General features: G+C 42.0%; 26 protein-coding genes and 1 pseudogene. 22 read left to right on the top strand and 5 right to left on the bottom strand.

All coding sequences use genetic code 11. From position 1 onward, the window contains the following. Window positions 1-41 precede the first annotated feature (41 nt). Genes PG840_RS04300 through PG840_RS04280 form a run of 5 tightly spaced genes read left to right on the top strand, consistent with a single transcriptional unit; the run spans window position 42 to window position 7,947 of the window. A complete protein-coding gene (locus PG840_RS04300; RefSeq protein WP_117558545.1) occupies window positions 42-3,035 on the top strand; it encodes a glycoside hydrolase family 2 TIM barrel-domain containing protein in 2,994 nt (997 codons plus the stop codon). Window positions 3,036-3,056: 21 nt separating this feature from the next. After that, window positions 3,057-5,369, top strand: a complete 2,313-nt coding sequence (locus PG840_RS04295; protein WP_055249431.1) for a glycoside hydrolase family 65 protein — start codon at window positions 3,057-3,059, stop codon at window positions 5,367-5,369. Between the two features lie 22 nt (window positions 5,370-5,391). Then, window positions 5,392-6,297 carry a DMT family transporter gene (locus tag PG840_RS04290; protein ID WP_195502414.1) on the top strand — a complete coding sequence of 302 codons (906 nt, stop codon included), beginning with the start codon at window positions 5,392-5,394 and terminating at the stop codon, window positions 6,295-6,297. After that, window positions 6,269-6,913 carry a beta-phosphoglucomutase gene (gene pgmB, locus PG840_RS04285; RefSeq protein ID WP_022220168.1) on the top strand — a complete coding sequence of 215 codons (645 nt, stop codon included), beginning with the start codon at window positions 6,269-6,271 and terminating at the stop codon, window positions 6,911-6,913. Before PG840_RS04290 ends, pgmB begins: the two co-directional genes overlap by 29 nt. A gap of 17 nt (window positions 6,914-6,930) precedes the next feature. After that, window positions 6,931-7,947 (top strand): M20/M25/M40 family metallo-hydrolase, encoded by a 1,017-nt coding sequence (locus tag PG840_RS04280; RefSeq protein WP_117558549.1) that lies wholly within the window; start codon window positions 6,931-6,933, stop codon window positions 7,945-7,947. A 97-nt stretch (window positions 7,948-8,044) separates the two neighbouring features. Here PG840_RS04280 and PG840_RS04275 read toward each other — a convergent pair whose 3' ends face one another. After that, entirely contained in the window at window positions 8,045-9,178 is a 1,134-nt protein-coding gene (locus tag PG840_RS04275) for a cell wall hydrolase (protein WP_195250503.1), read from the bottom strand. 146 nt (window positions 9,179-9,324) lie between these two features. On the opposite strand from PG840_RS04275, the gene PG840_RS04270 reads away from it, so the two are divergent. From PG840_RS04270 to PG840_RS04230, 9 genes are all read left to right on the top strand, one after another. Further along, complete coding sequence (locus PG840_RS04270) at window positions 9,325-10,167, top strand: Cof-type HAD-IIB family hydrolase (RefSeq protein ID WP_055249440.1); 843 nt, start codon at window positions 9,325-9,327, stop codon at window positions 10,165-10,167. 12 nt (window positions 10,168-10,179) lie between these two features. After that, window positions 10,180-10,998 carry an undecaprenyl-diphosphate phosphatase gene (locus tag PG840_RS04265; RefSeq protein ID WP_117823736.1) on the top strand — a complete coding sequence of 273 codons (819 nt, stop codon included), beginning with the start codon at window positions 10,180-10,182 and terminating at the stop codon, window positions 10,996-10,998. A gap of 120 nt (window positions 10,999-11,118) precedes the next feature. Further along, window positions 11,119-11,892 carry a basic amino acid ABC transporter substrate-binding protein gene (locus tag PG840_RS04260; protein WP_008372628.1) on the top strand — a complete coding sequence of 258 codons (774 nt, stop codon included), beginning with the start codon at window positions 11,119-11,121 and terminating at the stop codon, window positions 11,890-11,892. Window positions 11,893-11,916: 24 nt separating this feature from the next. Continuing rightward, complete coding sequence (locus PG840_RS04255) at window positions 11,917-12,606, top strand: amino acid ABC transporter permease (RefSeq protein WP_008372629.1); 690 nt, start codon at window positions 11,917-11,919, stop codon at window positions 12,604-12,606. Then, window positions 12,596-13,339 carry an amino acid ABC transporter ATP-binding protein gene (locus PG840_RS04250; RefSeq protein ID WP_055261689.1) on the top strand — a complete coding sequence of 248 codons (744 nt, stop codon included), beginning with the start codon at window positions 12,596-12,598 and terminating at the stop codon, window positions 13,337-13,339. The genes PG840_RS04255 and PG840_RS04250 overlap by 11 nt, the downstream gene beginning before the upstream one ends. 113 nt (window positions 13,340-13,452) lie before the next feature. Next, window positions 13,453-14,130, top strand: coding sequence for a phosphatase PAP2 family protein (locus PG840_RS04245; RefSeq protein WP_270613379.1), 678 nt, complete (start codon window positions 13,453-13,455; stop codon window positions 14,128-14,130). After that, window positions 14,120-15,154, top strand: a complete 1,035-nt coding sequence (locus PG840_RS04240; RefSeq protein ID WP_270613378.1) for a lysylphosphatidylglycerol synthase transmembrane domain-containing protein — start codon at window positions 14,120-14,122, stop codon at window positions 15,152-15,154. Before PG840_RS04245 ends, PG840_RS04240 begins: the two co-directional genes overlap by 11 nt. Further along, window positions 15,148-15,789 (top strand): CDP-alcohol phosphatidyltransferase family protein, encoded by a 642-nt coding sequence (locus PG840_RS04235; protein ID WP_055157765.1) that lies wholly within the window; start codon window positions 15,148-15,150, stop codon window positions 15,787-15,789. Before PG840_RS04240 ends, PG840_RS04235 begins: the two co-directional genes overlap by 7 nt. A 96-nt stretch (window positions 15,790-15,885) precedes the next feature. Further along, a complete protein-coding gene (locus PG840_RS04230; RefSeq protein WP_270205618.1) occupies window positions 15,886-16,752 on the top strand; it encodes a phosphatidylserine decarboxylase in 867 nt (288 codons plus the stop codon). A gap of 273 nt (window positions 16,753-17,025) precedes the next feature. Here the strand turns inward: PG840_RS04230 and PG840_RS04225 are convergent, their stop codons facing one another. Continuing rightward, complete coding sequence (locus tag PG840_RS04225; protein WP_055261699.1) at window positions 17,026-17,808, bottom strand: HAD family hydrolase; 783 nt, start codon at window positions 17,806-17,808, stop codon at window positions 17,026-17,028. Between the two features lie 157 nt (window positions 17,809-17,965). Between PG840_RS04225 and PG840_RS04220 the strand changes: the two genes are divergently transcribed. The 7 genes and pseudogenes from PG840_RS04220 to eda form a co-directional block, all read left to right on the top strand. Further along, window positions 17,966-18,385, top strand: coding sequence for a FadR/GntR family transcriptional regulator (locus PG840_RS04220; RefSeq protein WP_330663252.1), 420 nt, complete (start codon window positions 17,966-17,968; stop codon window positions 18,383-18,385). 137 nt (window positions 18,386-18,522) lie between these two features. After that, the gene (locus PG840_RS16910; RefSeq protein WP_243000005.1) at window positions 18,523-18,648 is read left to right on the top strand and encodes a TnpV protein; all 126 of its coding nucleotides are present in this window, start codon (window positions 18,523-18,525) and stop codon (window positions 18,646-18,648) included. A gap of 214 nt (window positions 18,649-18,862) precedes the next feature. Next, entirely contained in the window at window positions 18,863-19,192 is a 330-nt protein-coding gene (locus PG840_RS04210) for a DUF6442 family protein (RefSeq protein ID WP_005608366.1), read from the top strand. Continuing rightward, window positions 19,189-19,395 (top strand): helix-turn-helix transcriptional regulator, encoded by a 207-nt coding sequence (locus PG840_RS04205; protein WP_003865061.1) that lies wholly within the window; start codon window positions 19,189-19,191, stop codon window positions 19,393-19,395. The genes PG840_RS04210 and PG840_RS04205 overlap by 4 nt, the downstream gene beginning before the upstream one ends. A gap of 9 nt (window positions 19,396-19,404) precedes the next feature. Then, window positions 19,405-19,707, top strand: a complete 303-nt coding sequence (locus tag PG840_RS04200) for a hypothetical protein (RefSeq protein ID WP_008121271.1) — start codon at window positions 19,405-19,407, stop codon at window positions 19,705-19,707. A gap of 19 nt (window positions 19,708-19,726) precedes the next feature. After that, complete coding sequence (locus PG840_RS04195) at window positions 19,727-20,524, top strand: YhfC family intramembrane metalloprotease (RefSeq protein WP_226854287.1); 798 nt, start codon at window positions 19,727-19,729, stop codon at window positions 20,522-20,524. A 279-nt stretch (window positions 20,525-20,803) separates the two neighbouring features. Continuing rightward, a pseudogene (gene eda, locus PG840_RS04190) lies at window positions 20,804-21,214 on the top strand (bifunctional 4-hydroxy-2-oxoglutarate aldolase/2-dehydro-3-deoxy-phosphogluconate aldolase); the annotation flags it as partial. A 129-nt stretch (window positions 21,215-21,343) separates the two neighbouring features. On the opposite strand, the gene PG840_RS04185 reads toward eda, so the two are convergent. Together PG840_RS04185 and PG840_RS17015 are read right to left on the bottom strand one after the other, a co-directional pair. After that, window positions 21,344-21,652, bottom strand: a complete 309-nt coding sequence (locus PG840_RS04185; protein WP_181974553.1) for a hypothetical protein — start codon at window positions 21,650-21,652, stop codon at window positions 21,344-21,346. A gap of 50 nt (window positions 21,653-21,702) precedes the next feature. Continuing rightward, window positions 21,703-22,701 (bottom strand): N-acetylmuramoyl-L-alanine amidase, encoded by a 999-nt coding sequence (locus PG840_RS17015; RefSeq protein ID WP_330663253.1) that lies wholly within the window; start codon window positions 22,699-22,701, stop codon window positions 21,703-21,705. A 419-nt stretch (window positions 22,702-23,120) separates the two neighbouring features. Here PG840_RS17015 and PG840_RS04170 point away from each other — a divergent pair, with 419 nt between their 5' ends. Then, window positions 23,121-23,810, top strand: a complete 690-nt coding sequence (locus PG840_RS04170) for a hypothetical protein (RefSeq protein ID WP_270205621.1) — start codon at window positions 23,121-23,123, stop codon at window positions 23,808-23,810. A 416-nt stretch (window positions 23,811-24,226) separates the two neighbouring features. On the opposite strand, the gene pckA is transcribed toward PG840_RS04170, so the two are convergent. Next, window positions 24,227-25,831: a phosphoenolpyruvate carboxykinase (ATP) gene (gene pckA / locus PG840_RS04165; RefSeq protein ID WP_055157751.1), complete on the bottom strand. Its 1,605-nt coding sequence runs from the start codon at window positions 25,829-25,831 to the stop codon at window positions 24,227-24,229. Window positions 25,832-26,082 lie beyond the last annotated feature (251 nt).

Below are 26,082 nucleotides of genomic sequence, written 5' to 3'. Positions count from 1 at the left end.
GTTGCTGTCTTATATGGGATACCACTTGAGAGGAGAAAATTATGGCAAGAAAAAAAGTAAAAAGATGGGAAGACCATCGGATTACCGGAATTGGGAGAAGAGAAGCACGAACGGCTTTTTATAAAGATTCGCAAAAGAAAATCAGTTTAAATGGAGAATGGGATTTTAAATATGTTGATGCACCGGAATTATCGCCGGAAGGATTTGAACAGTCGGGGGCATGTGAAGGATGGGATAAGATTGATGTTCCGTCCGTATGGCAACTTAGAGGGTATGACAAGATGCATTACACAGATGTGTTATATCCATTTCCGGTAAACCCACCGCATGTACCAGATGAAAATCCAACTGGAATTTATAAAAAGACAGTTGTATTAGATGAACAGTGGATGGAAAAAGACACGGTTCTGAAATTCCATGGTGTTGACAGTGCATTTGATGTATGGGTAAATGGAAAACATGTTGGATTTGGAAAAGTCAGCAGACTGCCTTCAGAATTTGACATTACCGGGTTTGTAAAAACAGGTGAAAATGACATTACCGTTCGTGTATACAAGTGGTCAGACGGTACTTATCTGGAAGATCAGGATATGTGGTGGTTATCAGGAATCTACAGGGATGTAGAACTGATCAATGAGGAAAAGAATGCAGTTCTGGATCTTCGTGTAAATGGAACACTGGATGACAGCTACAAAAATGGTTTTTTTACAGCTGGAATTACAATGAAACAGGCTGGTACAAATCTTGGCTGGAAGCTTTCTTATAAAGGAAAGACTGTTCTTGAAGGTGAACTTGTTTCGGAAGGAAAAGATATATGTATTGAGGCTGAGATCCCGGAAGTTCATACATGGACAGCCGAGACACCTGAGTTATATGAATTTACAGTAATGACAGAAAATCAGGAAGTAACAGTCAGATGTGGATTCCGCAAAATCGAGATCAAAGATAAGAACTTCCGTGTCAATAATCAGGTAATCCTTCTGAACGGAGTCAATCATCATGATTATAATCCGAGAGAAGGAAGAAGAGTGACAAGAGAGCAGATGGAATCAGATATTCGTCTGATGAAACAGTACAATATCAATGCTGTTCGTTGCTCGCATTATCCGGCAAATGAATATTTTTATGATCTGTGTGACGAATATGGACTTTATGTGATCAATGAAGCAGACCTGGAATGCCATGGATTTGAATGGGTAGAAAATTACACATGGATCACAGATGATGAGACCTGGAAAGATGCTTACGTAGACCGTAGTGTCCGTATGGTAAAGAGAGATAGAAATCATCCATCGATTATTATGTGGTCTATGGGAAATGAATCCGCATTCGGATGCAATTTCCGCAGTGCAGCAGAAGCAATCCGTGAGTTGGATGATACCAGACTGGTTCATTACGAGGGAGATTTTGAGGCAGAAGTGACAGACGTATATTCTACGATGTATACCAGACTGAAAGGTCTCAAAGAGATTGCAGAATATCAGATCAAAGGGGATAAGCCACACGTAATGTGTGAATATGGACATGCGATGGGAAATGGTCCTGGAGGATTAAAAGCATACCAGGATATGTATCGCAAGTACAAACGTCTTCAGGGTGGATTTCTCTGGGAGTGGTATGATCATGGAATTTACACTGAAGAAAAGGATAAGAAATATTATAAATATGGTGGAAATTATGGAGATTTTCCAACAAACGGTAACTTCTGCATCGATGGGATTTTGATGCCGGACAGAACACCGTCTCCGGGAATGGAAGAATACAAACAGATCATTGCACCAGTAGAAATTACAGCTGTTGAAGGAAGTATGAACAAGCTTCAGATCCGGAATTATTATGATTTCCTGAATCTGGATACGACAACACTTTATTGGGAAGTAAAAGCGGAAGATCAGACGATACAGGACGGAACCGTTGAAGGACTTTCGGTTGCTCCGCATGAAGGCAAGATCATTGCCCTACCAATTACAGCATTTGAATTACAGGAAAATACAGACTATTATCTGAATCTGACTGTATGTCAGAAAGAAGAAAGAAACTATGCACCAGCAGGGTATGAAATCAAGAAAGTCCAGATTCCGATGCAGATCCGAAAAGATGGATTTTCGGTAAGAGAAACAGCTGATAAGCTTCAGGTAACAGAAGGACAGGGGGGTCTTACTGTAGAAAACAGCCGTGTGACAGCAAAATTCAGTACTGTATTTGGAAAATTGATTTCTTTTGGAAAAGATGGAAAAGAGTATCTGACTGAAGGACCGAGAATGAATGTATACCGTGCAACAATCGATAACGATATGTACAAGAAAGAGGACTGGATGAATAAATATTTTATTCAGAAACCGGTAGAAGAGACAGAATATGTCAGCTGTCTGAAAGAAGACGATAAGGTGATCGTCCGGATCGGAACATTCTTCAGTTGCTATAACCAGTCCTGGGGATTTGAATGTGATTACACTTATACGGTTTATTCTTGTGGACAGATGAAGGTGGAAATTCAGGGAAAAGCTGTTCAGAGAGGAAAACTGGAACCAGCATTCTTACCACGTATCGGAGTCATTATGAAAGGAAATAAAAACTTTCAGAAGACGATGTGGTATGGTATGGGACCTGGTGAGAGTTATGTAGACAGTAAGGCTGCATCTATTATGGGAATTTACGAAAATACAGTTGACGGAATGATGACAGATTATGTATTCCCACAGGAAAACGGACATCATGAACAGGTGAAATGGTTCCGTATTGGAGATGGAAAAGATGGTCTGTTATGCAAGATGGAGGAGAAGCTTGGTCTGAACCTTGCTAATTATACCGATGAAAGTCTGGAAAAAGCACAGCATCCATTTGAAATTGAAAAAGCGGATGATGTGATTATCCATCTGGATTATCGCCAGTCAGGACTTGGAAGCAACAGCTGTGGAGAAGAACAGTTGGAAGAAAATAAAGTAAAACTTCAGGATTTTGCAATGGCATTTACTGTGCAGGCAGCAGAATGCGGAACCGAAATCCGGAAAGCAAGAAAACAGTATATCGATTAAGAATAAAGGAGACAATCATATATGAGCAGAGAAATGTTTTCAGGAAATCTGAGAAACAGATTACATAGCGATGAATGGCTCATCTGGCAGGATCAGTATGAGGCAAAAGAGAATCTCAAATATGAGAGTTTGTTTGCACTTTCCAATGGCTACCTCGGAATCCGGGGAAGTCATGAGGAAGGAACAAAGATTACACTTCCATATCTTTATATCAATGGAGTGTTTGACAAGTCAGAGACATTTATGCGTGAACTTTCCACACTTCCGAACTGGCTTGGAATCAGACTTTATGTAGAAAAAGAATTGATTGGAATTGAAGACTGTGAAATTTTGGAATTTTCAAGAGTGCTTGATATGAAAGGAGCTTTTCTTGGAAAGAGAGTTCGTCTGAAGGACTCAAAAGGAAGAGAGACTTTGATCGAAGGAATCCGGTTTGTGAGCAGAAACAATGTACACAGGATGGGAATCCGGCTTTATGTGACACCGCTCAACTACAGTGGAATTATTGAAGTAGAAAGTATTATTGATGGTACGATCATTAATTTTTATGATGCACCACGCTTTAAGGTAAAACATACTTATATGACAGCGAATGAAAAGCTGGCAGCAGATGGATGTTATGTGGAAGTTGCAACCAGAGAAAATCATCTGCATGTAGGTTGTGGATGCCGTATCGAAGCTTATGCAGATGGAAAACAGATTCTTGGAAACAGAATGATAAGCAGATTTGGTGAGCAGAGTGTGGAATTTGGTGATATCCATGTAGAAGAAGGAAAAGAAGTAGAAATCGTAAAATATGTTTCGATGTATACAGAAAGAGAATGCCCGGCTTATGCTCTTCATACAACAATCGAAAAAGAAATTGAAGGATTTGTTGAAACGGGATTTGATCAGGAACTGAAAGCGCATGAAGATGTTTATAAGAATATGTGGGAAAATGCAGATATTCAGATTACAGGGGATGATGAATTGAACCGTGCAGTCCGTTTTAACATCTTCCATCTGATGAGTACGGGAAACGAACATGATGACCATGTGAATGTTGGGGCAAAGCTTTTAACAGGAGAAGAATATGGTGGACATGCTTTCTGGGATACCGAACTTTTTATGCTTCCGTTTTTCTCATGGGTATTTCCGAAGACTGCACAGAATCTGGAAAATTACAGATACCATCTTCTGGATGCAGCGCGTGCAAATGCACATAAGAATGGATATAAAGGAGCACAGTATCCGTGGGAGTCAGCAGATGATGGTACAGAGCAGTGTCCGGACTGGACCATTGAGCCGGATGGGACCTGTTATAGATGTTATGTTGCGGTATATGAGCATCATGTAACAGCAGCAGTTGCTTATGGAATCTATAATTATGTTAAGATCACGCAGGATATGGATTTCCTTTACAGCAAAGGAGCGGAGATTCTGACAGAGACAGCAAGATTTTGGGCAAGCCGCTGTGAGTACAACAAAGAGCAGGATCGTTATGAAATCAATCAGGTAACGGGACCGGATGAATGGCATGAACCGGTTAATAATAACCTCTATACCAATTATCTGGCGAGATGGAATCTCGGATATGTTCTGTCACTGCTTGCATCAATCAAGAAAGAGAATCAGGAAGCGTATGATATCCTGATTGAAAAGACAGGACTTACAGAGGCGGAAACTGCACACTGGAAAGAAGTGCAGGAAAAGATGTATCTGCCAAGAAAAGAAGGCACAAGACTTCTGGAACAGTTTGAAGGATATTTCGAGCTTGATAATGTAACAATCGAAAAATATGATGAGAATGACTGGCCAGTACGTCCGGATGCACTTAAGACAAAAAGAGCAAGAGAGACACAGATCAATAAGCAGGCAGATGTTGTTATGCTGTTACACCTTATGGGAAATGAATTTGATGAAGAAACGATTAAAGAAAACTACGCTTATTACGAAAAGCGTACACTTCATGGTTCTTCATTGAGTCCGAGTATTTTCTCTGTTATGGGGCTTAAAGTAGGGGATGATTCAAAAGCATATCGGTATCTTCGCCGCGCAGCCTTTATTGACCTGTTGAATATGCAGGGAAATACAAGAGAAGGAATCCATGCGGCAAATACTGGTGGAGTATGGCAGACAATTGTATTTGGGTTTGCAGGTGTAGCGCAAAGAGAAGATGGTATGTTGAAAGTTCATCCGAATATGCCAAAGGAATGGCAGGGATTAACATTCCGTCTGCATTATAGAGGGGCATGGCTTGAAATTACGGCGGATGGAAGTAATCAGGCAAAGGTCATTCGTCTTGCAGGAGAACCTGTAGAAGCTGAAATAAATGGAAAAGTAACAACAATCTAAAAAAGAGACGGGAGGATATATGATGAAAAAATGGCTGGCAATCGGAGGACTTATACTGGTTACGGTCATATGGGGAGGCGGCTTTGTCGCAAGTGATATGGCACTGGGAAGCATGAAGCCTTTCCAGATTATGATGGTAAGATTTTTGTTGGCATCTGTGCTGATGGGGATGATCAGCATGGGACAGCATAAAAAAGAAGGGGAACTTGAGAATCGTGCAGGTGCAATAAAAGCAGGTATTCTGATGGGAATTGCACTTTTTGCAGGATTTGCACTTCAGATTATCGGTCTGCAATATACAACACCTTCCAAAAATGCATTCCTTACAGCACTGAATGTAGTTATAGTGCCGTTCATTGCATTTATAATTTTGAAGAAGAAAGTAGGCATGAAAGGAATCATTGGAGCAATCATGTCCGTTATTGGAGTAGCACTGCTTTCTTTGAATGGAAATCTTACACTGAGTCTGGGAGATGGTCTTACACTTCTCTGTGCGGTAGGATTTGCGTTCCAAATCTTTTTTACCGGAGAATTTGTGAAAAAATATCCGGCATCTGTACTGAACATGGTGCAAATGATCACAGCATTTGTATTATCGGCAGTCAGTCTTGTGATTTTTGGAGAGAACGATTTGCAGGTTACAACACAGGGATGGTTAAGTGTTTTGTATCTGGGAGTAATCAGTACGACTGTATGTTATCTGCTCCAGACCGCATGCCAGAAGTATGTAGATGAGACAAAAGCAGCGATTGTACTTTCAATGGAATCTGTATTTGGAACGATTTTTTCTATCATCATTCTGCATGAAGTGATTACACTTCGCATGGTGATCGGATGTGCGATCATCCTGGCCGCTGTCATCATTTCTAACTTGTCTGAAACAGAAGGAGAAGCAAAAGATGAAGAAATACAATGCAGTAATTTTTGATTTGGATGGAGTAATCTGTCATACAGATAAATATCATTATCAAGCATGGAAAGCAGTTGCAGATGAACTGGGAATCTATTTTGATGAAGAAATCAATAACCGACTCAGAGGGGTGAGCCGTATGGAAAGTTTTGAAATTATTCTGGAACGCTATGAAGGAGAAATGAGCGAAGAAGAGAAAGAATGCTGGACAACAAAGAAAAATGATATCTATAAAGAACTTCTGAAAAATATGAGTCCTGCAGATCTGTCTGCAGAAGTAAAGGAAACATTGGATGATCTTCGTGCGAATGGACATAAACTGGCGATTGGATCATCTAGTAAAAACGCAAGATTTATTCTCGGGCAGTTGGGACTTGGAGAGTATTTCGATGCAATTTCAGACGGAAATAATATTTCAAAATCAAAGCCGGATCCGGAAGTATTTGTGAAAGCAGCAGAGTATGTAGACGAACAGGCTGATAAGTGTTTGGTTGTAGAAGATGCAAAAGCAGGACTGCAGGCAGCAATCGCAGGGGGAATGGATTGTGCTGCTATCGGGGATGCAGTTGCAAGCGGACTTGGAACCTATAATCTGTCTGCATTTGCAGATCTTTTGAAAGTTACGGCTAAGTAAGAAAGAAGATGACTAGAATGAATGAAAAATTTTTAAATAACCTTCTTAACAGTATTTCGGTATCGGGTTATGAGGAGCAGGTGCAGGATATTGTAACAGAAGAAATGAAAGAATATACAGATGAGATTCGCCGTGATGAGATGCAAAATCTGACATGTATTCTGAATCCGGAAAACGATGTACGTATCATGCTTTCGGCACATGCAGATGAAATCGGACTTATGATTTCGAACATCCGGGAAGATGGAAGACTGCAGGTGATTGACCGAGGCGGAATTGTTCCGGCAACTTATCCGGGACGTCAGGTGCGTATCAAGACAAAAAACGGAGAGGTTTACGGTGTTGTCGAAGCATATCGTGATTTGTTCAAAGAAGAAAATCTGGGAACAAAACATTTTCTGATCGATATTGGGGCGAAAGATAGAGAAGATGCTTTAAAGAATGTAAGTCTGGGAGATCCGATTGTTCCGGATACACATATTCGTAAGATGAAAAATGGTAAATTTACAGCCAGAGCATTGGATGACAGACTTGGTGTTTATATCATTATGGAAGCAATCAAGAGAGCGAAAGAGCTTGGATGTAAAGTTGGTGTCTATGGAGCTTCTACAACTGGAGAGGAGACAACGAAAACCGGAGCTTTCTGGACAAGTACACGGATTAATCCGACACTTGCGATTGTTGTGGATGTGACTTACACAAGCGACTGCAGTGGAATGAATCCGGCTGAGATGGGAACGGTTCTTCTGGGGGGTGGACCGGTTCTTTGCAACAGTCCGATCGTGGTAAAAACTTTAAATGCCAAAATGGAAGAATGTGCAAAAAAAGTAGGAATTCCAGTTCAGAGAGAAGCTGCAAGCAGGCTTAGTTATACGGATGGAGATAAGATTCATTTTTCAAATCAGGGCGTACCGATGGTATTGGTATCAATCCCGCTTCGTTATATGCACATGCCTGCAGAGGTAGCAGATGAAAAAGATGTGGAAGGTTGTGTGGAATTGATAGCACAGTTTCTTGCAAACTATAATGCGTAGAAAATAAAAAACGGTATTTACTCGTGAAGATGAGTAAATACCGTTTTTTGTATTCTGTCCTGTGAATGAATCGAACGCACATCCACTGGGATAGGATTTAGAAAAATACATTTCCCCCAACGTTGATCCCGGACATTCCGGTACTTGCGCTTCGGAACTGGTAACATCCGCTTACGGATGCAAGCCGTGCTCCGCCGAGTGCTTCCTGAGCGACCTGATAGCATAAGGATACAGGTCCGCGTTGCAAGACGCGGCTTAAGCTTCCGTCCCAGGTTGGAGCAAACTGACCGCTCTGGTAGACGACACCGCTGATCGTATTCGGATACAGCGGACTCGCTACACGGTTCATGATGACTGTAGCAACGGCAAGAATACCGTCATAATTGTAACCGCCGGCTTCACACTGCAGAATTGCAGCAAAGAGAACCAGATCTGTGGTCTCGGCAGGAGTATCCGGAACTGTAATCGTCGTATTGCCGCCGGAACTACCGGAATCCGTGTTCCCGGAGCTGCTTGAAGTATTATTGGAAGCAGTCTGTGCAGCTTCTGCCTGTCGTTGTTGCTCAGCAGCTTCTTCTTCCTGTTTTTTCTTAAGTGCGGCAGCAGCGGCTGCCTGTGCTTCTTTTGCTTTTGCCAGTGCTTCGGATGAAGCCTGAAGTTCACCGGAAGTAGAGGAAATCTTATCATTCAGTTCCTGTTCCTGTTGGTCGAGATTTGTTTTCATCTCTGCCAGAGAAGCCTGCTCTGCTTTCAGATCAGAGTCCTTTTTAGCGACAAGCTCGTGAACCTTCTGTAATTCATCCAGCATATTTCTGTCGTATTCTGTAATGTTCTTGACAAATTCTGCTTTGTTTAAGAAATCTCCCATGCTTTCAGAAGAAAAGATGATCTGCAAGAGTGACGTATTTCCTGTTTCGTACATATATTTGATTCTTTTCTTCATAGCATCATACTGTAACTGCTCGTCCAGTTTTGCGGCGGCAAGATCCAGTTCTGCTTTCTGTACGGAAGCATCCGTATCCTCAATTTTTGATGCAAGATCTGTGATCTCAGCGCTGAGACTTGTGAGGTCCTGATTCAGAGAGTCGAGCTGGTTCTGAAGACCGTTTGTCTGCTTTTCGAGAGAGTCTACAGTGTCATCGGCGTAAGCTTTTGTAAACGGGGAACAGACCAGGGCAGCGGTAAGGAGTGCGATGGTTGTCCTTGAAAATGCTTTTAACCTTTTCTTCATAATTCTTCCTTTCTTCAAAATTGAGCCTTTATCAGTATACTACAAAATGCCTGAATCCGCAAATTTTGTTATACATGCACGGGAAATCGTGCTATACTAAGATTTGAAATGTATTTTTAGCTTTACCATAAATGAGGGAATTATTCATGAAAAAGATAAAAATGATAGGGCTTGATCTGGATGGTACTTTACTGAATGATAAGAAAGAACTGACCAGTCATACAAGAGAAATACTTACACGTGCGATCGATCAGGGAGTAACAGTACTGGTTGCAACAGGACGTCCGGTGACAGGGATCCCGGAAGTGCTCCGGAATTTCCCGGGGATGCGGTACGCACTGACATCGAACGGCGGAAGGATCCTGGATTTACAGGAAGACAAAGTACTTTATGCCAATATGCTCTCTTATGAGATGGGCGCGGCGATCCTTAAGATTTTTGGAGATTATGATACGTTCAAGGAGATTTATTTTGATGGAAGAGGTTTCGTGCAGGCAGATGAACTTCTGAAAGTCGGAGAGTATCTGCGGAATCCTGCGATGGCAGATTATATCCGAACCACCCGCAAAGGCATTACGAGTCTCTGGGAGAAGATGGAAGAGATGAATGGGCATGAGATGGATAAGATCCATGCACTTTTTAAGAATCAGGACGAACGGCTGGAAGCAAAGCAGCGGATCATGGAGCTTGGGGATTTAAGCATCAGTGATTCGATGGGAACGAACCTGGAGATCAATGCACCGGGAGTCAACAAAGGCATGGGACTGATCCAGCTCGGCAGGCTTCTTGGAATTGAACGGGAAGAGATCATGGCATGCGGGGATGGCAACAATGACCTGATGATGTTAAAAGAAGTCGGATTTGGTGTTGCGATGGCAAACGGAGCAGATGAAGTAAAAGAGGTGGCAGATTATATCACTTTGTCCAATGAGGAGGATGGCGTGGCGGCTGCCATTGAAAAATTTGTATTGAATCCCGAGAGGGGATAGAAAGAGGGAAAAATGTTAGATATTTTAATTGCTGTCATTCTGGGTATCGTGGAAGGTATCACAGAATGGCTTCCAATCAGTAGTACAGGGCATATGATCCTGGTAGAGCAGTTCTTACATATGAGTACAAGTCATGAATTCAACAGTATGTTCCGTGTTGTGATCCAGCTCGGTGCGATCATGGCGGTCGTTGTTTTGTATTTCAATAAGCTGAATCCGTTTTCAAAGAGAAAATCAGCGAAGCAGAAGAGAAATACAATCAACCTGTGGTGCAAAATCGTTGTGGCTTGTCTGCCGGCAGCTGTGATCGGGCTGTTATTTGATGATATCCTTGACAAGTATCTTTACAATTATGTAGTTGTTGCACTGATGCTGATCATTTATGGTATCTTCTTCATTCTGATCGAGAAAAAGAATGAACACACCAGACCGCAGGTTACAAAGCTGACAGAGCTTACCTATCAGATGGCACTGATCATCGGAGGCTTCCAGGTCCTGGCACTGATCCCGGGTACTTCACGTTCAGGAGCAACCATCCTTGGAGCACTGCTCATCGGAACTTCCCGCTATGTGGCAACAGAATTTACCTTCTACCTTGCAATCCCGGTTATGTTCGGAGCAAGTATCTTAAAGGTTATCAAATTCGGATTTCATTATACCGCGATCGAAGTGGTCATTTTGCTTGTGGGATGCCTGGTAGCGTTCTTCGTATCCGTATTTGCAATCAAGTTTTTGATGGGATATATCAAGAAGCATGACTTTAAGGCATTCGGTTATTACCGTATTGTACTTGGAGTTCTGGTACTTCTTTATTTCCTGATCTTCGGCTAAAAGAGAATAATCACGAAAAAAAGTGGGAATTTATGCAAAAAAATGTATAAAAACCCACTTTGTTTTTTCTTTATAACATGATAGAATAGGGGAAATGGATAAAATTTGGAGGTTGGTATTATGAAAATGAAAAAAGTAATCAGTGTTGTACTTGCATGTGCATGCGTATTCAGTTTTGCAGCTTGTGGATCAAAGAGTGATTCATCAAAGAGTGACTCTGCAAAATCAGACAAGAAAGAAAAGCTTGTTATGGCTACAAACGCAGAATTCCCACCATTTGAATACTATGACGGAGATGAAGTTGTCGGAATCGATGCAGAATTCGCAGCAGCGATCGCTGACAAACTTGGAATGGATCTGAAGATCGAAGATATGGCATTTGATTCTATTATCCCGGCCGTTCAGAGCGGGAAAGCAGATATCGGAGCAGCAGGTATGACTGTAACAGAAGACCGTGCTACACAGGTTGATTTCTCTGACAGCTATTACACAGGAGTTCAGGTTATCATTGTAACAGATGACAGTGATATTACAGAACCGGATGATCTGAAAGGAAAGAAGATTGGTGTTCAGCAGGGAACAACAGGGGATATTTATTCTACAGATGATTTCGGTGATGATAATGTAGAGCGTTTCAACAAAGGTATGGAAGCTGTACAGGCTCTGCAGCAGGGCAAGATCGATGCAGTGATCATTGATAACCAGCCGGCTAAGACATTCGTAGAAGAAAATGAAGGTCTGAAGATCCTGGAGACTTCTTATGTAGAAGAAGACTATGCACTGGCAATCAAAAAAGGTAATGATGATCTGGTTAAGAAAGTCAATGATGCGATCAAAGAGTTAAAAGAAGATGGAACATTTGATAAAATCGTTGCAAAATATATTACAGACTAATCGGGTACAGACTGGTGGTGTCTTATGAGTGATTTTAAAGCAAGATTTATAATGAATTTTATAAAAGATGACAGATGGCACTACATTGCAGACGGACTTAAGGTTACATTAATTGTAACCTTTTGTGCTGTCCTGATCGGTGTAGTTCTCGGATTCCTTCTGGCAATTGTCCGTTCCACATACGATAAGACCGGCAAGCTGAAGCTCCTGAATCTGATCTGCCAGATTTACATCACGGTCATCCGTGGTACACCGGTTGTTGTACAGCTGCTTATCATTTACTTTGTAATTTTTGCAAGTGTGGATGTCAGTAAGACGATCGTAGCGATTCTGGCATTTGGTATGAACTCCAGTGCTTATGTTGCTGAGATTTTCCGTTCCGGTATTATGGCAGTTGATAACGGACAGTTTGAGGCAGGACGAAGCCTTGGATTTAATTATCGTCAGACAATGATCTATATTATCATGCCGCAGGCGTTTAAAAATGTCCTTCCGGCACTTGGAAACGAATTTATCGTTCTCTTAAAAGAGACTTCTGTTGCCGGATATATTGCCCTTCAGGATCTGACAAAGGGCGGAGATATCATCCGAAGCAGAACCTACGATGCGCTTATGCCACTGATGGCAGTTGCGATCATTTACCTGGTTATGGTTATGATCTTCAGTAAACTGGTAAGTATGCTGGAAAGGAGGTTAAGGAACAGTGACCACTAATGGAGATGTATTGATCCGTGTAGAAAATCTGCAGAAAGCATTTGGCGATTTTCATGCACTGAATGGAATTACAGAAGAGATCCACAAAGGAGAAGTTGTGGTAATCATCGGGCCGTCAGGATCCGGAAAATCTACATTCCTCCGTTCCCTGAACCTTCTGGAGGTGCCGACCGGAGGTCATATTTATTTTGAAGGTGTGGATATTACAGATGCAAAGGTAGATATCGACAAACATCGTCAGAAGATGGGAATGGTGTTCCAGCACTTTAATCTTTTCCCACATAAGACGATTCTTGAAAATATCACACTGGCTCCGATTAAGCTCCTGAAAAAGGATAAAGCAGAGGCAGAAAAAGAAGCAAGAGTACTTCTTAAGAGGGTTGGACTGGAAGAGAAGGCAGATTCTTATCCGTCACAGCTTTCCGGTGGACAGAAGCAGCGGATCGCGATCGTGCGTTCCCTTGCCATGAACCCGGATGTAATACTCTTTGATGAACCGACATCCGCACTGGATCCGGAGATGGTTGGAGAAGTACTGGAGCTGATGAAACAGCTTGCCCAGGAAGGCATGACCATGGTTGTTGTTACACATGAAATGGGATTTGCAAGAGAGGTTGCTGACCGTGTCATGTTTGTGGATGAAGGAAGAGTAAAAGAGCAGGGAACTCCGGAAGAGTTCTTTGCAAATCCTAAGGATGAGCGATTAAAGGAATTCCTGTCAAAGGTTCTGTAAAAATAAAGAAATATAAAAGAAAAAAGTTCTGTTTTCTTAAGAGACAGAACTTTTTTCTTTAAGAATTGCGAAAGACTATTGCTATTTTTTTATTTATGTATAGTATAGATTGTATGAAGAAAATAAAAACTATAATTCCACTTATTATTACATTTTGTATGAATGCTGTGGTATATTGGGGAGTGCCGCTATTACGGACGGGAATCAAGACTCATAATCTTTCTGGTCCGGCGGATGAAGTGATTCCTTTTATGCCACAGTTTATTATTATTTATTTTGGGTGTTATCTTTTCTGGGTAGTGAACTATTTCATGGCATCGATGCGGGAGGAGAAGGTGAAATACCAGTTTTTTACTGCGGATTTTTATGCGCGGCTGGTATGTATGCTGTGCTTTATTTTTTATCCGACCACGAATACGAGGCCGGTTCTGACAGGGACGGATATCTGGACGCAGGCAGTACGGTTTCTGTATACGGTTGATAAGCCAATCAACCTGTTTCCGTCCATTCACTGCATGGCAAGCTGGTTCAGCTGTATTGCGGTCAGGAAGAATCGGAAGATTTCCAACTGGTATAAAGCTTTTTCAGTCCTGATGACGGTACTGGTTGTGATTTCGACACTGGCGCTTAGGCAGCATGTATGGCAGGATGCAGCAGCAGGAATTCTTCTTGCAGAAGTAACCTGGCAGATCAGCAGACGGACAAATGGATGGCAGATCTATCGGCGTCTGACAGAAAAAATAGCAAATAAACTTGGAAACTGGACAGGAATGAAGAGAGATGGGAAATAAAAAGAAGACGATCTTCAATGTCATATTTTTGCTGGTGGTATTTGCCGGTACAGTGTATGGCGTATTTCATGGGGAAGATATTGGTGAGATTGCGAAGATCCTGGGGCAGATCAATGTATTATGGCTGATTCCGGGAGTGATCTGTGTTGTGGTTTTTATCTGGGGAGAATCGATCATTATCTATTATATGATGCGGACACTGAAAATTCGGCTGAAAAAATGGACATGTTTTTTGTTTTCATCGGTTGGATTCTTCTTCAGCTGTATCACACCTTCGGCATCTGGAGGACAGCCGGCGCAGATTTATTATATGAAAAAAGAAAAGATACCAATACCGGTTTCAACGCTGGTGCTGATGATCGTTACGATCACTTATAAATTGGTACTGGTGTTTGTCGGATTGTGGCTGGTACTGTTTGGACAGGGATTTATCCATAAGTATCTCTGGAGTATCCGGCATATCTTTTATCTGGGGACAGCTCTGAACGTTTTCTGCGTGACGGCGATGCTGGTGCTGGTGTTTCATCCGCGGCTTGCAAGAGAAATCCTGGTAAGAGGAATGGCACTGCTTGAAAAGCTGCACTTTCTACGCCATAAGGAAGCGCGTATTGAAAAGCTGAATGCATCAATGGACCAGTACCGGGATACAGCAGTTTTTCTGAAGGAGCACAAGCAGGTAATCGTGAATGTATTTGCGATCACCATGTTCCAGCGGTTTGCGCTGTTTACGGCTACATGGTTTGTATATAAGGCATTTGGGCTTGGAGGTGTAAAAGCAGTCGCAGTTATTACACTTCAGGCGGTCATTGCGGTATCGGTAGATATGCTTCCTCTGCCGGGAGGTATGGGAATCAGTGAAAAATTATTTGCCATGATTTTTATTCCGGTATTCGGAAAACGGCTTCTTTTGCCGGGAATGATCCTGAGCCGTGGGATTGGATATTATACAGAGCTGGGGCTGAGCGCCTTGCTTACGATCGTAGCAAATTTTACAATTGGAAGAAAGAGGGAGATAGAATGTTAGGGGTTTATGATTATACGGTAGTACTTACATATGTCAGTTTGATGGTATCAATTGGAGGAATGATGTTTGCAGTAAACGGGCATCTGCATCTGGGCGTGATGTGTCTTGCAATCTCCGGTCTTTGTGATATGTTTGATGGAAAGATTGCAAGAACAAAAAAGAACCGGACAGAAGTGGAAAAGCGTTTCGGAATCCAGATTGATTCGTTAAGCGATATTGTTTGCTTCGGAGTTGCGCCGGCTGTTCTTTGTTACTGTTTCGGAATGCGCGGTGTGATCGGTGTGGCAATCCTGATGTTTTATGTACTTGCAGGTCTGATCCGTCTTGCGTGGTTCAATGTGATGGAAGAACAGCGTCAGGAAGAAACAGCAGAGAAAAGAGAATGTTATCAGGGGCTCCCGATCACATCCATGGCAATCGCACTTCCGCTTGTGGTTGTATTAAAACCATTTTTAGGTTGTGAATTTATGCTTGCGCTTCATGTGGTCATGCTGGTGGTCGGCATTCTGTTTATCACCAATTTCAAACTGAAAAAGCCGAAAAATGTGACCATGGGTGCGATTGTAGCTGTTGTGGCAATGGCAGTGATCGCTATTCTGGTCCGGCACTATATGCGTTATATGAGCATGATGTAATGAAACCAGGTTATGAGCAAGCAGCAAAGTAAAGGGCAGAGATCTGCCTGACAGCTACATTATCAGGCATGGATAAGGCGGACAGGAGGTAGAAAAATGGATTATATAGACAGAGAAGGTCATCGGATAAAAAAGACAACCAGTCAGGATAAGTTTTTAAAATTTGTGTATACCCATACAGCAACCAGAGTACTGATGCGCCCGCTTCTTTTACCGGCAGTATCCAGACTGGGAGGGAAGCTGTTGAATACAAAAGTGTCCGCTGTTTTTGCCGGACTATTTGCCAGAACCCACGGGATCGATCTGAACAAATATGAAAAACAGAAATTTGATTCCTATAATGATTTCTTTACCAGAAAAATAAAAGCTGAGGAACGCCCGGTTAACAGGGAAGATACCGTACTGATCAGTCCATGTGACGGGAAAGTGAGTGTCTATCCAATTCACGAAAACGGACGATTCTTCATTAAACATACACCATATACAACCCACAGCCTCATTCGCGATGCAAAGCTTGCCAGACATTATATGGGAGGCTGGGCGGTAGTGATCCGTCTTACAGTAGACGATTACCACAGATACTGCTACGTGGCGGATGGAGAAAAGACCTATCAGAGGAGGATTCCGGGAATTTTTCACACTGTAAATCCGATTGCAAATGATATCTGCCCGATCTACAAAATGAACAGCAGAGAATACTGTCTTGTAAAAAATGAAAAACTCGGCACCGTCCTGATGATGGAAGTCGGTGCACTGATGGTAGGAAAGATCCGGAATTATAAAAAAGAACGCTGCCAGGTAAAACGCGGCGAAGAAAAAGGAAGATTTGAATTCGGAGGTTCAACGGTTGTGCTGTTCCTGGAACCAGATAAAGTCTTGCCAGACAGTGATCTGATCCGGAACACGTTGCAGGGAGCAGAAACCATTGTGAAGATGGGAGAACGCATAGGGGGAGTTATATAGGCTTGCTGGTTCAAAAGGGACGCGCAACTGAATGTTTCCATCTTGCCGGACAGGCTTGAGGCATTAAGGGACTCTAAAATTTTGAAAAGATGCTAAAAACAGGGGAAGAAATCCACAAACTCGCTGTCGCTCAGACAGTGTGGATTTCTTCCCCTAACGCATCTTCTCAAAACCTAAGATTCCCTAAAAGTCTCAAATGCCGTCAAGACGGAAACATTCAGCTGCGCTGTTCGTTTCAGAAAATTATTTAGCTGCAGCGTCCCCATTTTCACTCTACAACAACCCCTGCATCACCGGCAAAGGTGATTCCACAACGTAATCTGCCGCCTTTTTGGCGAGAGGGTGGCCGGTTGCCATGACATACGCTGTTCCAGCAGCTTTCAGCATCTCGATATCATTCTGCTGGTCTCCGAAGCAGATGCATTCCTCTTTTTTGATCCCGAATTTTTCCATTAGAACTTTCAGTGCCGTTCCTTTATTTGCATTTGGCGCAATAAAATCAATCCAGTGATCCGCAGAAGTTACAACGCGGATTTCATCCCCGATTCTTTTGTGGAAGAAGGGTTCCAGATTCTTTGTGCCACCAAAATCACAGATGGCTGCTTTGATGATCGGTTCTTTGATCGCATACAGATCCGGCACGTAGGTAACGATGTTATGCATATCATTTTCCATATAATCAATGAAACGTTCATCGGTTGAGTCGCTGTAATAAGTATCTTTTACAGAAAGGATACAGTGTCCGGTGTGATAGATCTTCCGGTATTCCATCAGGGCATCCAGAATATGCCGGATGGTTTTGGATGGAGTCAGACCGGTGGCGAGTACTTCTTCTTTATAGACGCACATGGAACCATTTTCAGCGATATATGGAATGTCAAAGCCGAGAGGAGCGAAAAGCCTGCGGATATTGGCATACTGGCGTCCGCTTGCGGCAGTGAAGATGATTCCTTTTTCATGAAGTGCTTTAATCGTATCATATATTTCTTTCGGCACAGTCTGCTGATAGTTGTGAAGCAGAGTGCCGTCCAGATCACTTGCAACTAATTTGATCATAAATTTCCTCCTGAGTCAAAATAACGATACGCCGGAAACTATGGCGTAAAACTACATTGACAGTATAGCAAAAATGAGAAGGGCAGGCAATGCAGAGCTGAAAAGAGAAAAAACAAATGCTAAAATTTGAGAAAGCGGATAAGCAGGAGGTGACGAAATGCAGCAAAGCGGAAAAGATGTAAAACGGACACTGGGACAGAAGACAGAGGATCGTCTGATGAAATATATTCTGGATAAACCGGTAAAAATAGGAGAGAGGATACCTACTGAAGGTGAACTGACAGAATTATTTGAAGTTGGACGAAGTACGGTAAGAGAGGCGGTTAAAGGGCTGGTCACAAGAGGCGTGCTGGAAGTGCGCAGAGGAGACGGAACTTATGTCATCAGTACCATTTATATGGAAAATGATGTTCTCGGGTTTGGAAACATGGAGGACCGTTATCGGTTGGCACTGGATCTGTTTGATGTACGTCTGATGATCGAACCGGAGATTGTAACCTGGGCGTGCAGAAAAGCAACGGAAGAGCAGATTCAAAAGTTAAAGCAGTTATGCGATGAGCATGCATCTGACCGATAACAGACAAGTGATTATTGAGATGCTGGCAAAATGTGGAAAAATAAAAATACATCTGATGTTTGCAAATAAAAACGGATGTCATCTGGCAAAAAATATGTAAAATATATAAAAAACAGGCGGTATATCTGATAAAGGAAATGGCAAAGAAGCAGGGTGTAACGGAAGAACTGAAAGCAACGGATATGATGAGATGGATAGAATTGATGAATAACATTCGAGCCTGTGCCGATGAGATTGTATTGAATGATATTGTGTATTCCTAACGGATACCAACCGAAGAAGAACTGCTGTCAAACCGATGGCAGTTTTTCTTTTTCGGCAAGTATTCAAGAAGTCATTAAGTTGTGAGTATAATCGAAGTGGTAGAAAAGTTATCTCTTATATCTGTTGTAACTTTTTTATGGACTCTATTGACAAGAAAACTTGGCGTGTGTATAATTAAAATATGCAAAGAAAACTTGGCGTGGAGGTGTTTTTATGAAAAAGGACGAAATCTTAAATGCAAGCAGAAAAGAACATCGCAATAAGGACTTGGCTGAAATGGAAGTGGTATATCAAGCCGGAAGTCACGCAAGCAGAGTTGGTGCTTTAGTGTGTTGTTTGCTTTCGCTGTTATCTTCTGTGCTTGCTCATACTATGATTTACAGTCCGTGGGTTATATACTTCAGCATTATTGCAACACAATGGTTAGTTCGTTTTATCAAAATGAAGCGAAAGAGCGATTTGGTCTTGACTGTTCTGTTTTTTGTGCTTTCTATTTTGGCATTTGTTGGATTTGTTAGCCATCTTTTAGAGGTGAGAATATGAAAGAACAATTACAACTGAAAAATCACTTAAAGGAAGTTCGCACAGAAGCAAATCTTTCTCAAGCTCAGCTTGCAGAAATGGTAGGGGTATCAAGAAATACCATTAGTTCTATTGAAACAGGACAGTTTAATCCAACTGCAAAATTGGCTCTAATTCTTTGTATTGCATTGGACAAAAAATTTGAGGAACTATTCTATTTTTAGGAGGTCATTATGGAAAATATTATAATGTTGATTTTGGGAGTGTTCATATCTGTTGTGGGAATTGTAAATATCAAAGGCAATATCAGCACAATTCACTCTTATAACAGGCGAAAAGTAAAGGAAGAAGATATACCAAAGTATGGAAAAACAGTCGGCACAGGAACGCTGATTATAGGAATATCTCTTGTATTAGGTTTTATTGTTTCGTTTTGGAGTGAAATAATTATAGATTATATCATTCTTCCAGCAGTTATTGTCGGATTAGGCTTTATATTGTATGGACAGTTCAAATACAATAAAGGAATTTTTTGAGAATCAGGGAGGTATAAAGATGGAATTGAACACAATATCAGGTCTGGCGATAGCGGGAGTTATCTGCTCCGTTGTCCTCTCGATGGGGGTACCGATTGCTTTGTTCATTGCAGGAAGGGTGAAGCTTAAGGCAAGGATTTCCTCGTTCTTTATCGGAGCAGGAACCTATCTGCTGTTTGCCATGCTGTTGGAGCAACAGCTGCATGTTCTTGTCATTCAGTTCTGCGGACTGAACGCACAGAGCAGGCCATGGCTTTACTATGTGTACGCGGCTTTGGCTGCAGCGGTTTTTGAAGAGACCGGAAGACTGATTGCCATGAAGTTCTGGATGAAGAAATGGCTGGATTTTCCAAATGCACTGATGTATGGAATCGGGCATGGCGGTGTGGAGGCCATTCTGATCGGAGGACTCTCCGGAATCAGTAATCTTGTGTCCATGCTGATGATCAACAGCGGAGCCATGCAGAATACGCTGGCGGCACTTCCTGCTGAGTCTGCAAACCAGACCGTGTCACAGCTGTCGGCCCTATGGACAACACCGGCACCACTCTTTTTTGTAAGCGGAATCGAAAGAATCAGTGCCATCATTCTGCATATCGGGTTGTCACTGCTGATCTACCGGGCGGTAAAGGCAGGCAAATGCAGGACAGCGGCTTTTACAGCGGTTCTTGCATATGGGATTCATTTTATCGTGGACTTCTTTGCCGTGGCAGGTCCGGCGCTTCTTCCCATCTATGTGATTGAAATTGGTGTCTTTGTGATGGCAGCCGGAACTCTTGTTATGGCGCTGAAGATGGGAAGGATGGAAGAACTGTGAATTCCAGTTTTCTGCTATCATAAAACAGAATATATCTGACAGAACACACCGTAGAAATACGGTGTTTTTTGTTACCCAAAACCCATAATTCAATACATAACCACAGGTTAGTACAAATAACTTATGTGCTTTTTTGAAAGGCTTAGAAAGGTACCAGCGGTCATGTAAACAAGGTATGGTTTTCCTTCAGCGCGTTTTCTATCAAGGAACTGATAGACAGGTTCGTTTACAGGCTTGGAGAAAACTTAGAGAAACTCAAGGAAAACGGATTCTATGAGAAATGCTGTTGTTAAGGCAGGAACAAAATTCATCGTAAGTCCTGGATTCAATCCTGAAATCGTAAATTATTGTCTGGAAAAAGAAATTCCGATTTTCCCGGGATGTGTGACACCGTCTGAAGTGGCACAGGCAGTAAAAAGAGGACTGAAAGTAGTTAAATTCTTCCCGGCAGAACCTGCAGGTGGAGTGGCTATGATCAAAGCAATGGCAGCACCATACAATCAGCTTCGTTTTATGCCGACAGGTGGAATCGGAACACAGAATCTGAAAGATTATCTGGGATTTGACAAGATCATCTGCTGCGGCGGAAGCTGGATGGTAAAAGCAGATCTGATCCAAAACGGCGAATTCGAGAAAATCTGTAATCTGACAAAAGAAGCGAAAGAACTGGCAAAGAGCATTCGCCCTTAATGAACTGAGCCCTTTTATCAAGGGGAACACATGACCTCCAAGGAGGTACTAATCTATCCTTTATAATATACAAAAAAGAACAGAAAAGATTTTGGTATCTGAGAATCTTTTCTGTTCTTTTTACTTGGCTTAAAGTGCATTGATGTGGATATGATTAAAACCCCTGGGAGATTTATTGTTTGGTTCAAAATAAGTTTCTGTATCTTTTTCATCACGGAAAATATCAGCAACAGAACCGTCACAAGCAACCAAACGATAACGGTTCCTGTATAGAGTAGGTTTAAGCTTCTGGTTAAAAATCTGCAAAAGTTCCCATAATGCACCATCTTTTAATTTTGTACGTTGGCGATAAAAAGCAGCTTTTGATGGTGTTTCATCGGAGCGTCCGAAAAAATGGTAAAGTTCTTCCCTTAAACAGTCATCTTCCATGGTCAGCAAAAGAAGAAGAAAATCATGGAAGCTAATGTATGAATTTTTTGCAGTATCAATCAGGCTTCTTCAGAAAAACTCACGATCACAGTTGGATATCCGCTCTGTTTTAGTCTTCGTTCCATCATGGCGGCATCATTCAATACATCGAACTGACCGACCAGAACCCGGTCATACTGGCTGCTGTCATCAATCCGGGCAGGGAAATCCATTTCGGTCAGTTCATTAAGAAGCCGTCTGGCATACGCCGGATTTCGGAATGCACCGACCTGCACACTGTAGGTTACAGATGGAGAAAAATTAGGAGATTCGGAGTCTGTATTTTTATCAGACGGATTCATGTGAGCAGAGTCTGACGTACAAGGAGAATCAGGGACTGAGCCTGAATTTGTCAGGGTACCAACATCTGATTTTGTAGAACCGTCAGCAGGAGAAACGGAAGCAGAAGTATCTGCGTCAGAAGAAGTCCTTCCTGATTCCGATGCGGTCGAACTGTTTCTTGCGCCTTCTGGTTTCCAGAGCCCTTTTTCTTCCAGCGTATCCAGGATTCCATCTGCAATTGCCTGCGCAATATCATTGAAGTTCTTATCGAAAATTGTGTTATCAGAATCGGAATTGATAAAACCGACTTCGACCAGAATCGCCGGCATTTTTGTACGGCGAAGGACAACCAGATTTGGGCGCACCTTTACTCCGAGATCCTTGAACCCAACTGTCTCCAACTGTGCATTGATATTTTCCGCCATCTCATATTTGATACCGGAAAGGTTATAGATCAGGCTTTCCACACCCATGTACTGATTGGCAAGAGGACTGGAATTCCGGTGGATCGATATGAAGAAATCCACACCGGCTTCGTTTGCCTCTGTTGCTTTCTGGAAAGGTGTCTCATAAATATCCGTTGTCCGTGTGTATTCCACATCAATTCCGCTGTTTTGTAAAATTTCTCCGATCGCAAGCACCAGCTTCAGTACATCATCTTTTTCCTGGCGACCATTATACACAGCTCCCGGATCACGTCCTCCGTGACCGGCATCGAGCATGATAGATACAGGCATAGATATACCTCAAAAAATGAACTTTATATAATATATGTCGGATATCCTGAAAAGTGAAAATGAGAAATCGATTAAGAAAAATATGCTGCGTGCTTTGCACTCTCGCAATTCTCAAAAACATTCGTAATCCGCTCATTTTTCTTTGAAAAATGGCTACTTACTCATGTTTTTGGTGGGTCAAGAGGTCAAAAATCCTCCTGCAAGCAAGCATGCATCGGCTTTCTGACCTTTTGACCCTGGTATCCTCATTATATTGCAGAAAAATAAATTGTCAGGTAGGAAATATAATGTTATGATAAGTCTGTAGCGATATGCTACAGGAAAGCAATCATTAGTTTGTTGATTACGTTTCTTGTCTTTCTTGACCGGAAGAACAAGAAAAATATATTCATATATTATAGAATCGGGAGAATCAAAATATGGCAGAAAGATTAGAATTTCGTGAAAAACTTGCAGGGATCCTTACCCTGTGTGAAAGCCAGAATAACATCACAGACAAAGCCACAGTCGAAGCTTACTTCGCAGAAGACAATTTATCAGCAGAACAGATGGAGCTTGTATTTGATTATCTTCTTTCCAAGAAAGTAATCGTAAAAGGCTACGTCAAAGCTGGTGGTTCGATCAAAAATGCAGAAAACACCGAAGGACCGATCCGATATACCCAGGAAGAACAGGATTATTTAAACCTTTACGAGCAGGATCTGAAAGGATTAAGAGATGGGGATCCATTAAAAGAACTCCTACCGGCAATCCTCACCATGGCAAAAGAGATGCACAGGGCAGATATCTACATCGGAGATCTCGTCCAGGAAGGCAACATGGGACTCATGCTCGCCATGGAAGACCATGCAGATGATACCGAAGCCCTTTTAAGCATGGCAAAAGAAAGCATGCAGGCACTTCTTGAATCTCAGGAAGAAACTAAAAAACAAGATAACCGCATGGTAGAAAAAGTCAACGACCTTGATGAACAGATCAAAAAACTTTCCGATGAACTCGGCCGAAAAGTCAGCGTAGACGAGCTGGAAGAATTCGCTGGCATCACCGAAGATGAGATCAGCAACATCCTAAAACTAGCCGGTGAAGAACTTCCCCCAGAAGAGAAGTAGAAATATACTGCAGAAAAAAATTATTTTACATAAATACATGTAGTTGATATTACACTATCGTCATACTCTAAAAGTACGAAAAGAATATCTGCAACCAACAAACTTCAACAGTCAATAGAACCCACAGCCCGAAGATGGCTGTGGGTTCTGTTTCTCATAAATCATTCCATTCTGTTTTGTCTTGAAAAACCAGAGGGAGAGGTTATTGCAGCCTCTCCCTCGTCCATTCGCACAATCGAGTAAGCTGACGCCTACTCGATTGGCATACTTTGTACACCATCTCGCTTGACAGATCGATGATGTACATTCGCCAAATGCAGATCCTTGTGCAAGCACAAATCTGCACTTGGCTCATCGTATACACAAAAAAATGGATGCAGGAGAAACTCTCCCACATCCATTTTCTAATTTTGCATTTAAGCCTGCGGTCCAGCAGATACAAGTGCTTTACCAGCAGCATTTCCTTCGTATTTAGCGAAGTTCTTAACGAATCTTGCAGCAAGATCCTTAGCTTTTTCTTCCCATTCAGAAGCATCAGCATATGTGTCGCGAGGATCAAGGATTCCTGAATCAACGCCCGGAAGTTCTGTAGGTACTTCGAAGTTGAAGTAAGGAATTTTCTTGGTCGGTGCATTTAAGATGTCTCCGTTCAGGATTGCATCGATGATACCACGAGTATCTTTGATAGAGATACGTTTTCCTGTTCCGTTCCATCCTGTGTTAACGAGGTAAGCTTTTGCTCCGCTCTTTTCCATCTTCTTAACAAGTTCTTCTGCATATTTTGTCGGATGCAGTTCAAGGAATGCCTGTCCGAAGCAAGCAGAGAATGTTGGTGTCGGTTCTGTGATTCCACGTTCTGTACCGGCAAGCTTAGCTGTGAATCCAGACAGGAAGTAGTACTGTGTCTGTTCCGGTGTCAGTACAGATACCGGTGGAAGTACTCCGAAAGCGTCTGCAGACAGGAAGATTACATTCTTAGCTGCCGGTGCAGAAGAAATCGGACGTACAATATTTTCAATGTGGTTAATCGGATAAGATACACGTGTATTTTCTGTTACACTCTTATCAGCAAAATCAATTTTTCCTTCAGCATCAAGAGTTACGTTCTCAAGAAGAGCGTCACGTCTGATTGCGTTGTAGATATCTGGTTCAGATTCTTTGTCAAGGTTGATAACCTTAGCGTAGCATCCACCTTCAAAGTTGAATACTCCGTTGTCATCCCAGCCGTGTTCGTCATCACCGATGAGGAGGCGCTTCGGGTCTGTAGAAAGTGTAGTTTTACCTGTTCCTGAAAGACCGAAGAAGATAGCTGTGTTTTCGCCGTTCAGATCAGTGTTTGCTGAGCAGTGCATAGCAGCGATTCCCTTAAGTGGGAGGTAGTAGTTCATCATAGAGAACATACCTTTCTTCATCTCTCCGCCGTACCATGTATTAACGATAACCTGTTCTTTGCTTGTGATATTGAATAAAACAGCTGTTTCAGAGTTAAGTCCAAGTTCTTTGTAGTTTTCAACTTTTGCTTTAGAAGCGTTGTATACTACGAAGTCAGGCTCGAAGTTCTCAAGTTCTTCAGCTGTTGGTTTGATGAACATGTTTGTCACAAAATGAGCCTGCCAAGCAACTTCAACGATGAAACGGATTGCCATACGTGTATCTTTGTTAGCGCCGCAGAATGCATCTACAACATAAAGTTTCTTGTTAGAAAGTTCTTTCTTGGCGATCTCCTTTACAGCTTCCCATGCTTCCTGTGAAGCCGGGTGGTTGTCATTCTTATATTCGTCTGAAGTCCACCATACAGTGTCTTTAGAGTTTTCATCAACTACGATGAATTTGTCTTTAGGGGAACGTCCGGTGTATACACCTGTCATTACGTTCACAGCACCAAGTTCGCTGACCTGACCTTTTTCAAATCCTTCAAGACCTGCTTTTGTTTCTTCTTCAAACAGTAATTCGTAAGAAGGGTTGTGCACGATTTCTGTTGTTCCAGTAATACCATACTTGCTTAAATTGATTTCTGCCATTGCAATTAACCTCTTTCTCCTAATTCTAGTTAAATGGTTAAATGATAAAAGCTGTGAGCGCAGATTTTATCATCTGATGAAGTAAAATTCTTCACCCATTTACCATAATTATACATAATTACGCAATAAAATCAATAAAAAACCGATATTTCTTGAAAAAATTGTTTAAAAAATAACGAAATCCCAAAAGGAAAAGGCAGTCCGCTTTGGACTGCCCTGAAATTGTTGTATATCCTGCAAAATATAAAGAA

This window comes from Coprococcus sp. AM97-35, from assembly GCF_027697525.1.
Taxonomy (GTDB): Bacteria; Bacillota; Clostridia; order Lachnospirales; family Lachnospiraceae; genus Allocoprococcus; species Allocoprococcus comes.
The sequence above is the reverse complement of the archived record's forward strand: the minus strand, read 5'-3'. Positions and strand labels throughout refer to the sequence as shown.

Coding starts and splice junctions, on each gene's coding strand:
- PG840_RS04240 (WP_270613378.1), top strand. CDS start 14,120: ATGGGAAATAAAAAGAAGACGATCTTCAATGTCATATTTTTGCTGGTG.
- PG840_RS17015 (WP_330663253.1), bottom strand. CDS start 22,701: ATGCCTGTATCTATCATGCTCGATGCCGGTCACGGAGGACGTGATCCG.
- PG840_RS04265 (WP_117823736.1), top strand. CDS start 10,180: ATGTTAGATATTTTAATTGCTGTCATTCTGGGTATCGTGGAAGGTATC.
- PG840_RS04210 (WP_005608366.1), top strand. CDS start 18,863: ATGAAAAAGGACGAAATCTTAAATGCAAGCAGAAAAGAACATCGCAAT.
- PG840_RS04295 (WP_055249431.1), top strand. CDS start 3,057: ATGAGCAGAGAAATGTTTTCAGGAAATCTGAGAAACAGATTACATAGC.
- PG840_RS04235 (WP_055157765.1), top strand. CDS start 15,148: ATGTTAGGGGTTTATGATTATACGGTAGTACTTACATATGTCAGTTTG.
- PG840_RS04225 (WP_055261699.1), bottom strand. CDS start 17,808: ATGATCAAATTAGTTGCAAGTGATCTGGACGGCACTCTGCTTCACAAC.
- PG840_RS04260 (WP_008372628.1), top strand. CDS start 11,119: ATGAAAATGAAAAAAGTAATCAGTGTTGTACTTGCATGTGCATGCGTA.
- PG840_RS04195 (WP_226854287.1), top strand. CDS start 19,727: ATGGAATTGAACACAATATCAGGTCTGGCGATAGCGGGAGTTATCTGC.
- pgmB (WP_022220168.1), top strand. CDS start 6,269: ATGAAGAAATACAATGCAGTAATTTTTGATTTGGATGGAGTAATCTGT.
- PG840_RS04290 (WP_195502414.1), top strand. CDS start 5,392: ATGAAAAAATGGCTGGCAATCGGAGGACTTATACTGGTTACGGTCATA.
- PG840_RS16910 (WP_243000005.1), top strand. CDS start 18,523: ATGGCAAAGAAGCAGGGTGTAACGGAAGAACTGAAAGCAACGGATATG.
- PG840_RS04270 (WP_055249440.1), top strand. CDS start 9,325: ATGAAAAAGATAAAAATGATAGGGCTTGATCTGGATGGTACTTTACTG.
- PG840_RS04275 (WP_195250503.1), bottom strand. CDS start 9,178: ATGAAGAAAAGGTTAAAAGCATTTTCAAGGACAACCATCGCACTCCTT.
- PG840_RS04200 (WP_008121271.1), top strand. CDS start 19,405: ATGGAAAATATTATAATGTTGATTTTGGGAGTGTTCATATCTGTTGTG.
- PG840_RS04255 (WP_008372629.1), top strand. CDS start 11,917: ATGAGTGATTTTAAAGCAAGATTTATAATGAATTTTATAAAAGATGAC.
- PG840_RS04300 (WP_117558545.1), top strand. CDS start 42: ATGGCAAGAAAAAAAGTAAAAAGATGGGAAGACCATCGGATTACCGGA.
- PG840_RS04220 (WP_330663252.1), top strand. CDS start 17,966: ATGCAGCAAAGCGGAAAAGATGTAAAACGGACACTGGGACAGAAGACA.
- PG840_RS04170 (WP_270205621.1), top strand. CDS start 23,121: ATGGCAGAAAGATTAGAATTTCGTGAAAAACTTGCAGGGATCCTTACC.
- pckA (WP_055157751.1), bottom strand. CDS start 25,831: ATGGCAGAAATCAATTTAAGCAAGTATGGTATTACTGGAACAACAGAA.
- PG840_RS04280 (WP_117558549.1), top strand. CDS start 6,931: ATGAATGAAAAATTTTTAAATAACCTTCTTAACAGTATTTCGGTATCG.
- PG840_RS04230 (WP_270205618.1), top strand. CDS start 15,886: ATGGATTATATAGACAGAGAAGGTCATCGGATAAAAAAGACAACCAGT.
- PG840_RS04245 (WP_270613379.1), top strand. CDS start 13,453: ATGAAGAAAATAAAAACTATAATTCCACTTATTATTACATTTTGTATG.
- PG840_RS04205 (WP_003865061.1), top strand. CDS start 19,189: ATGAAAGAACAATTACAACTGAAAAATCACTTAAAGGAAGTTCGCACA.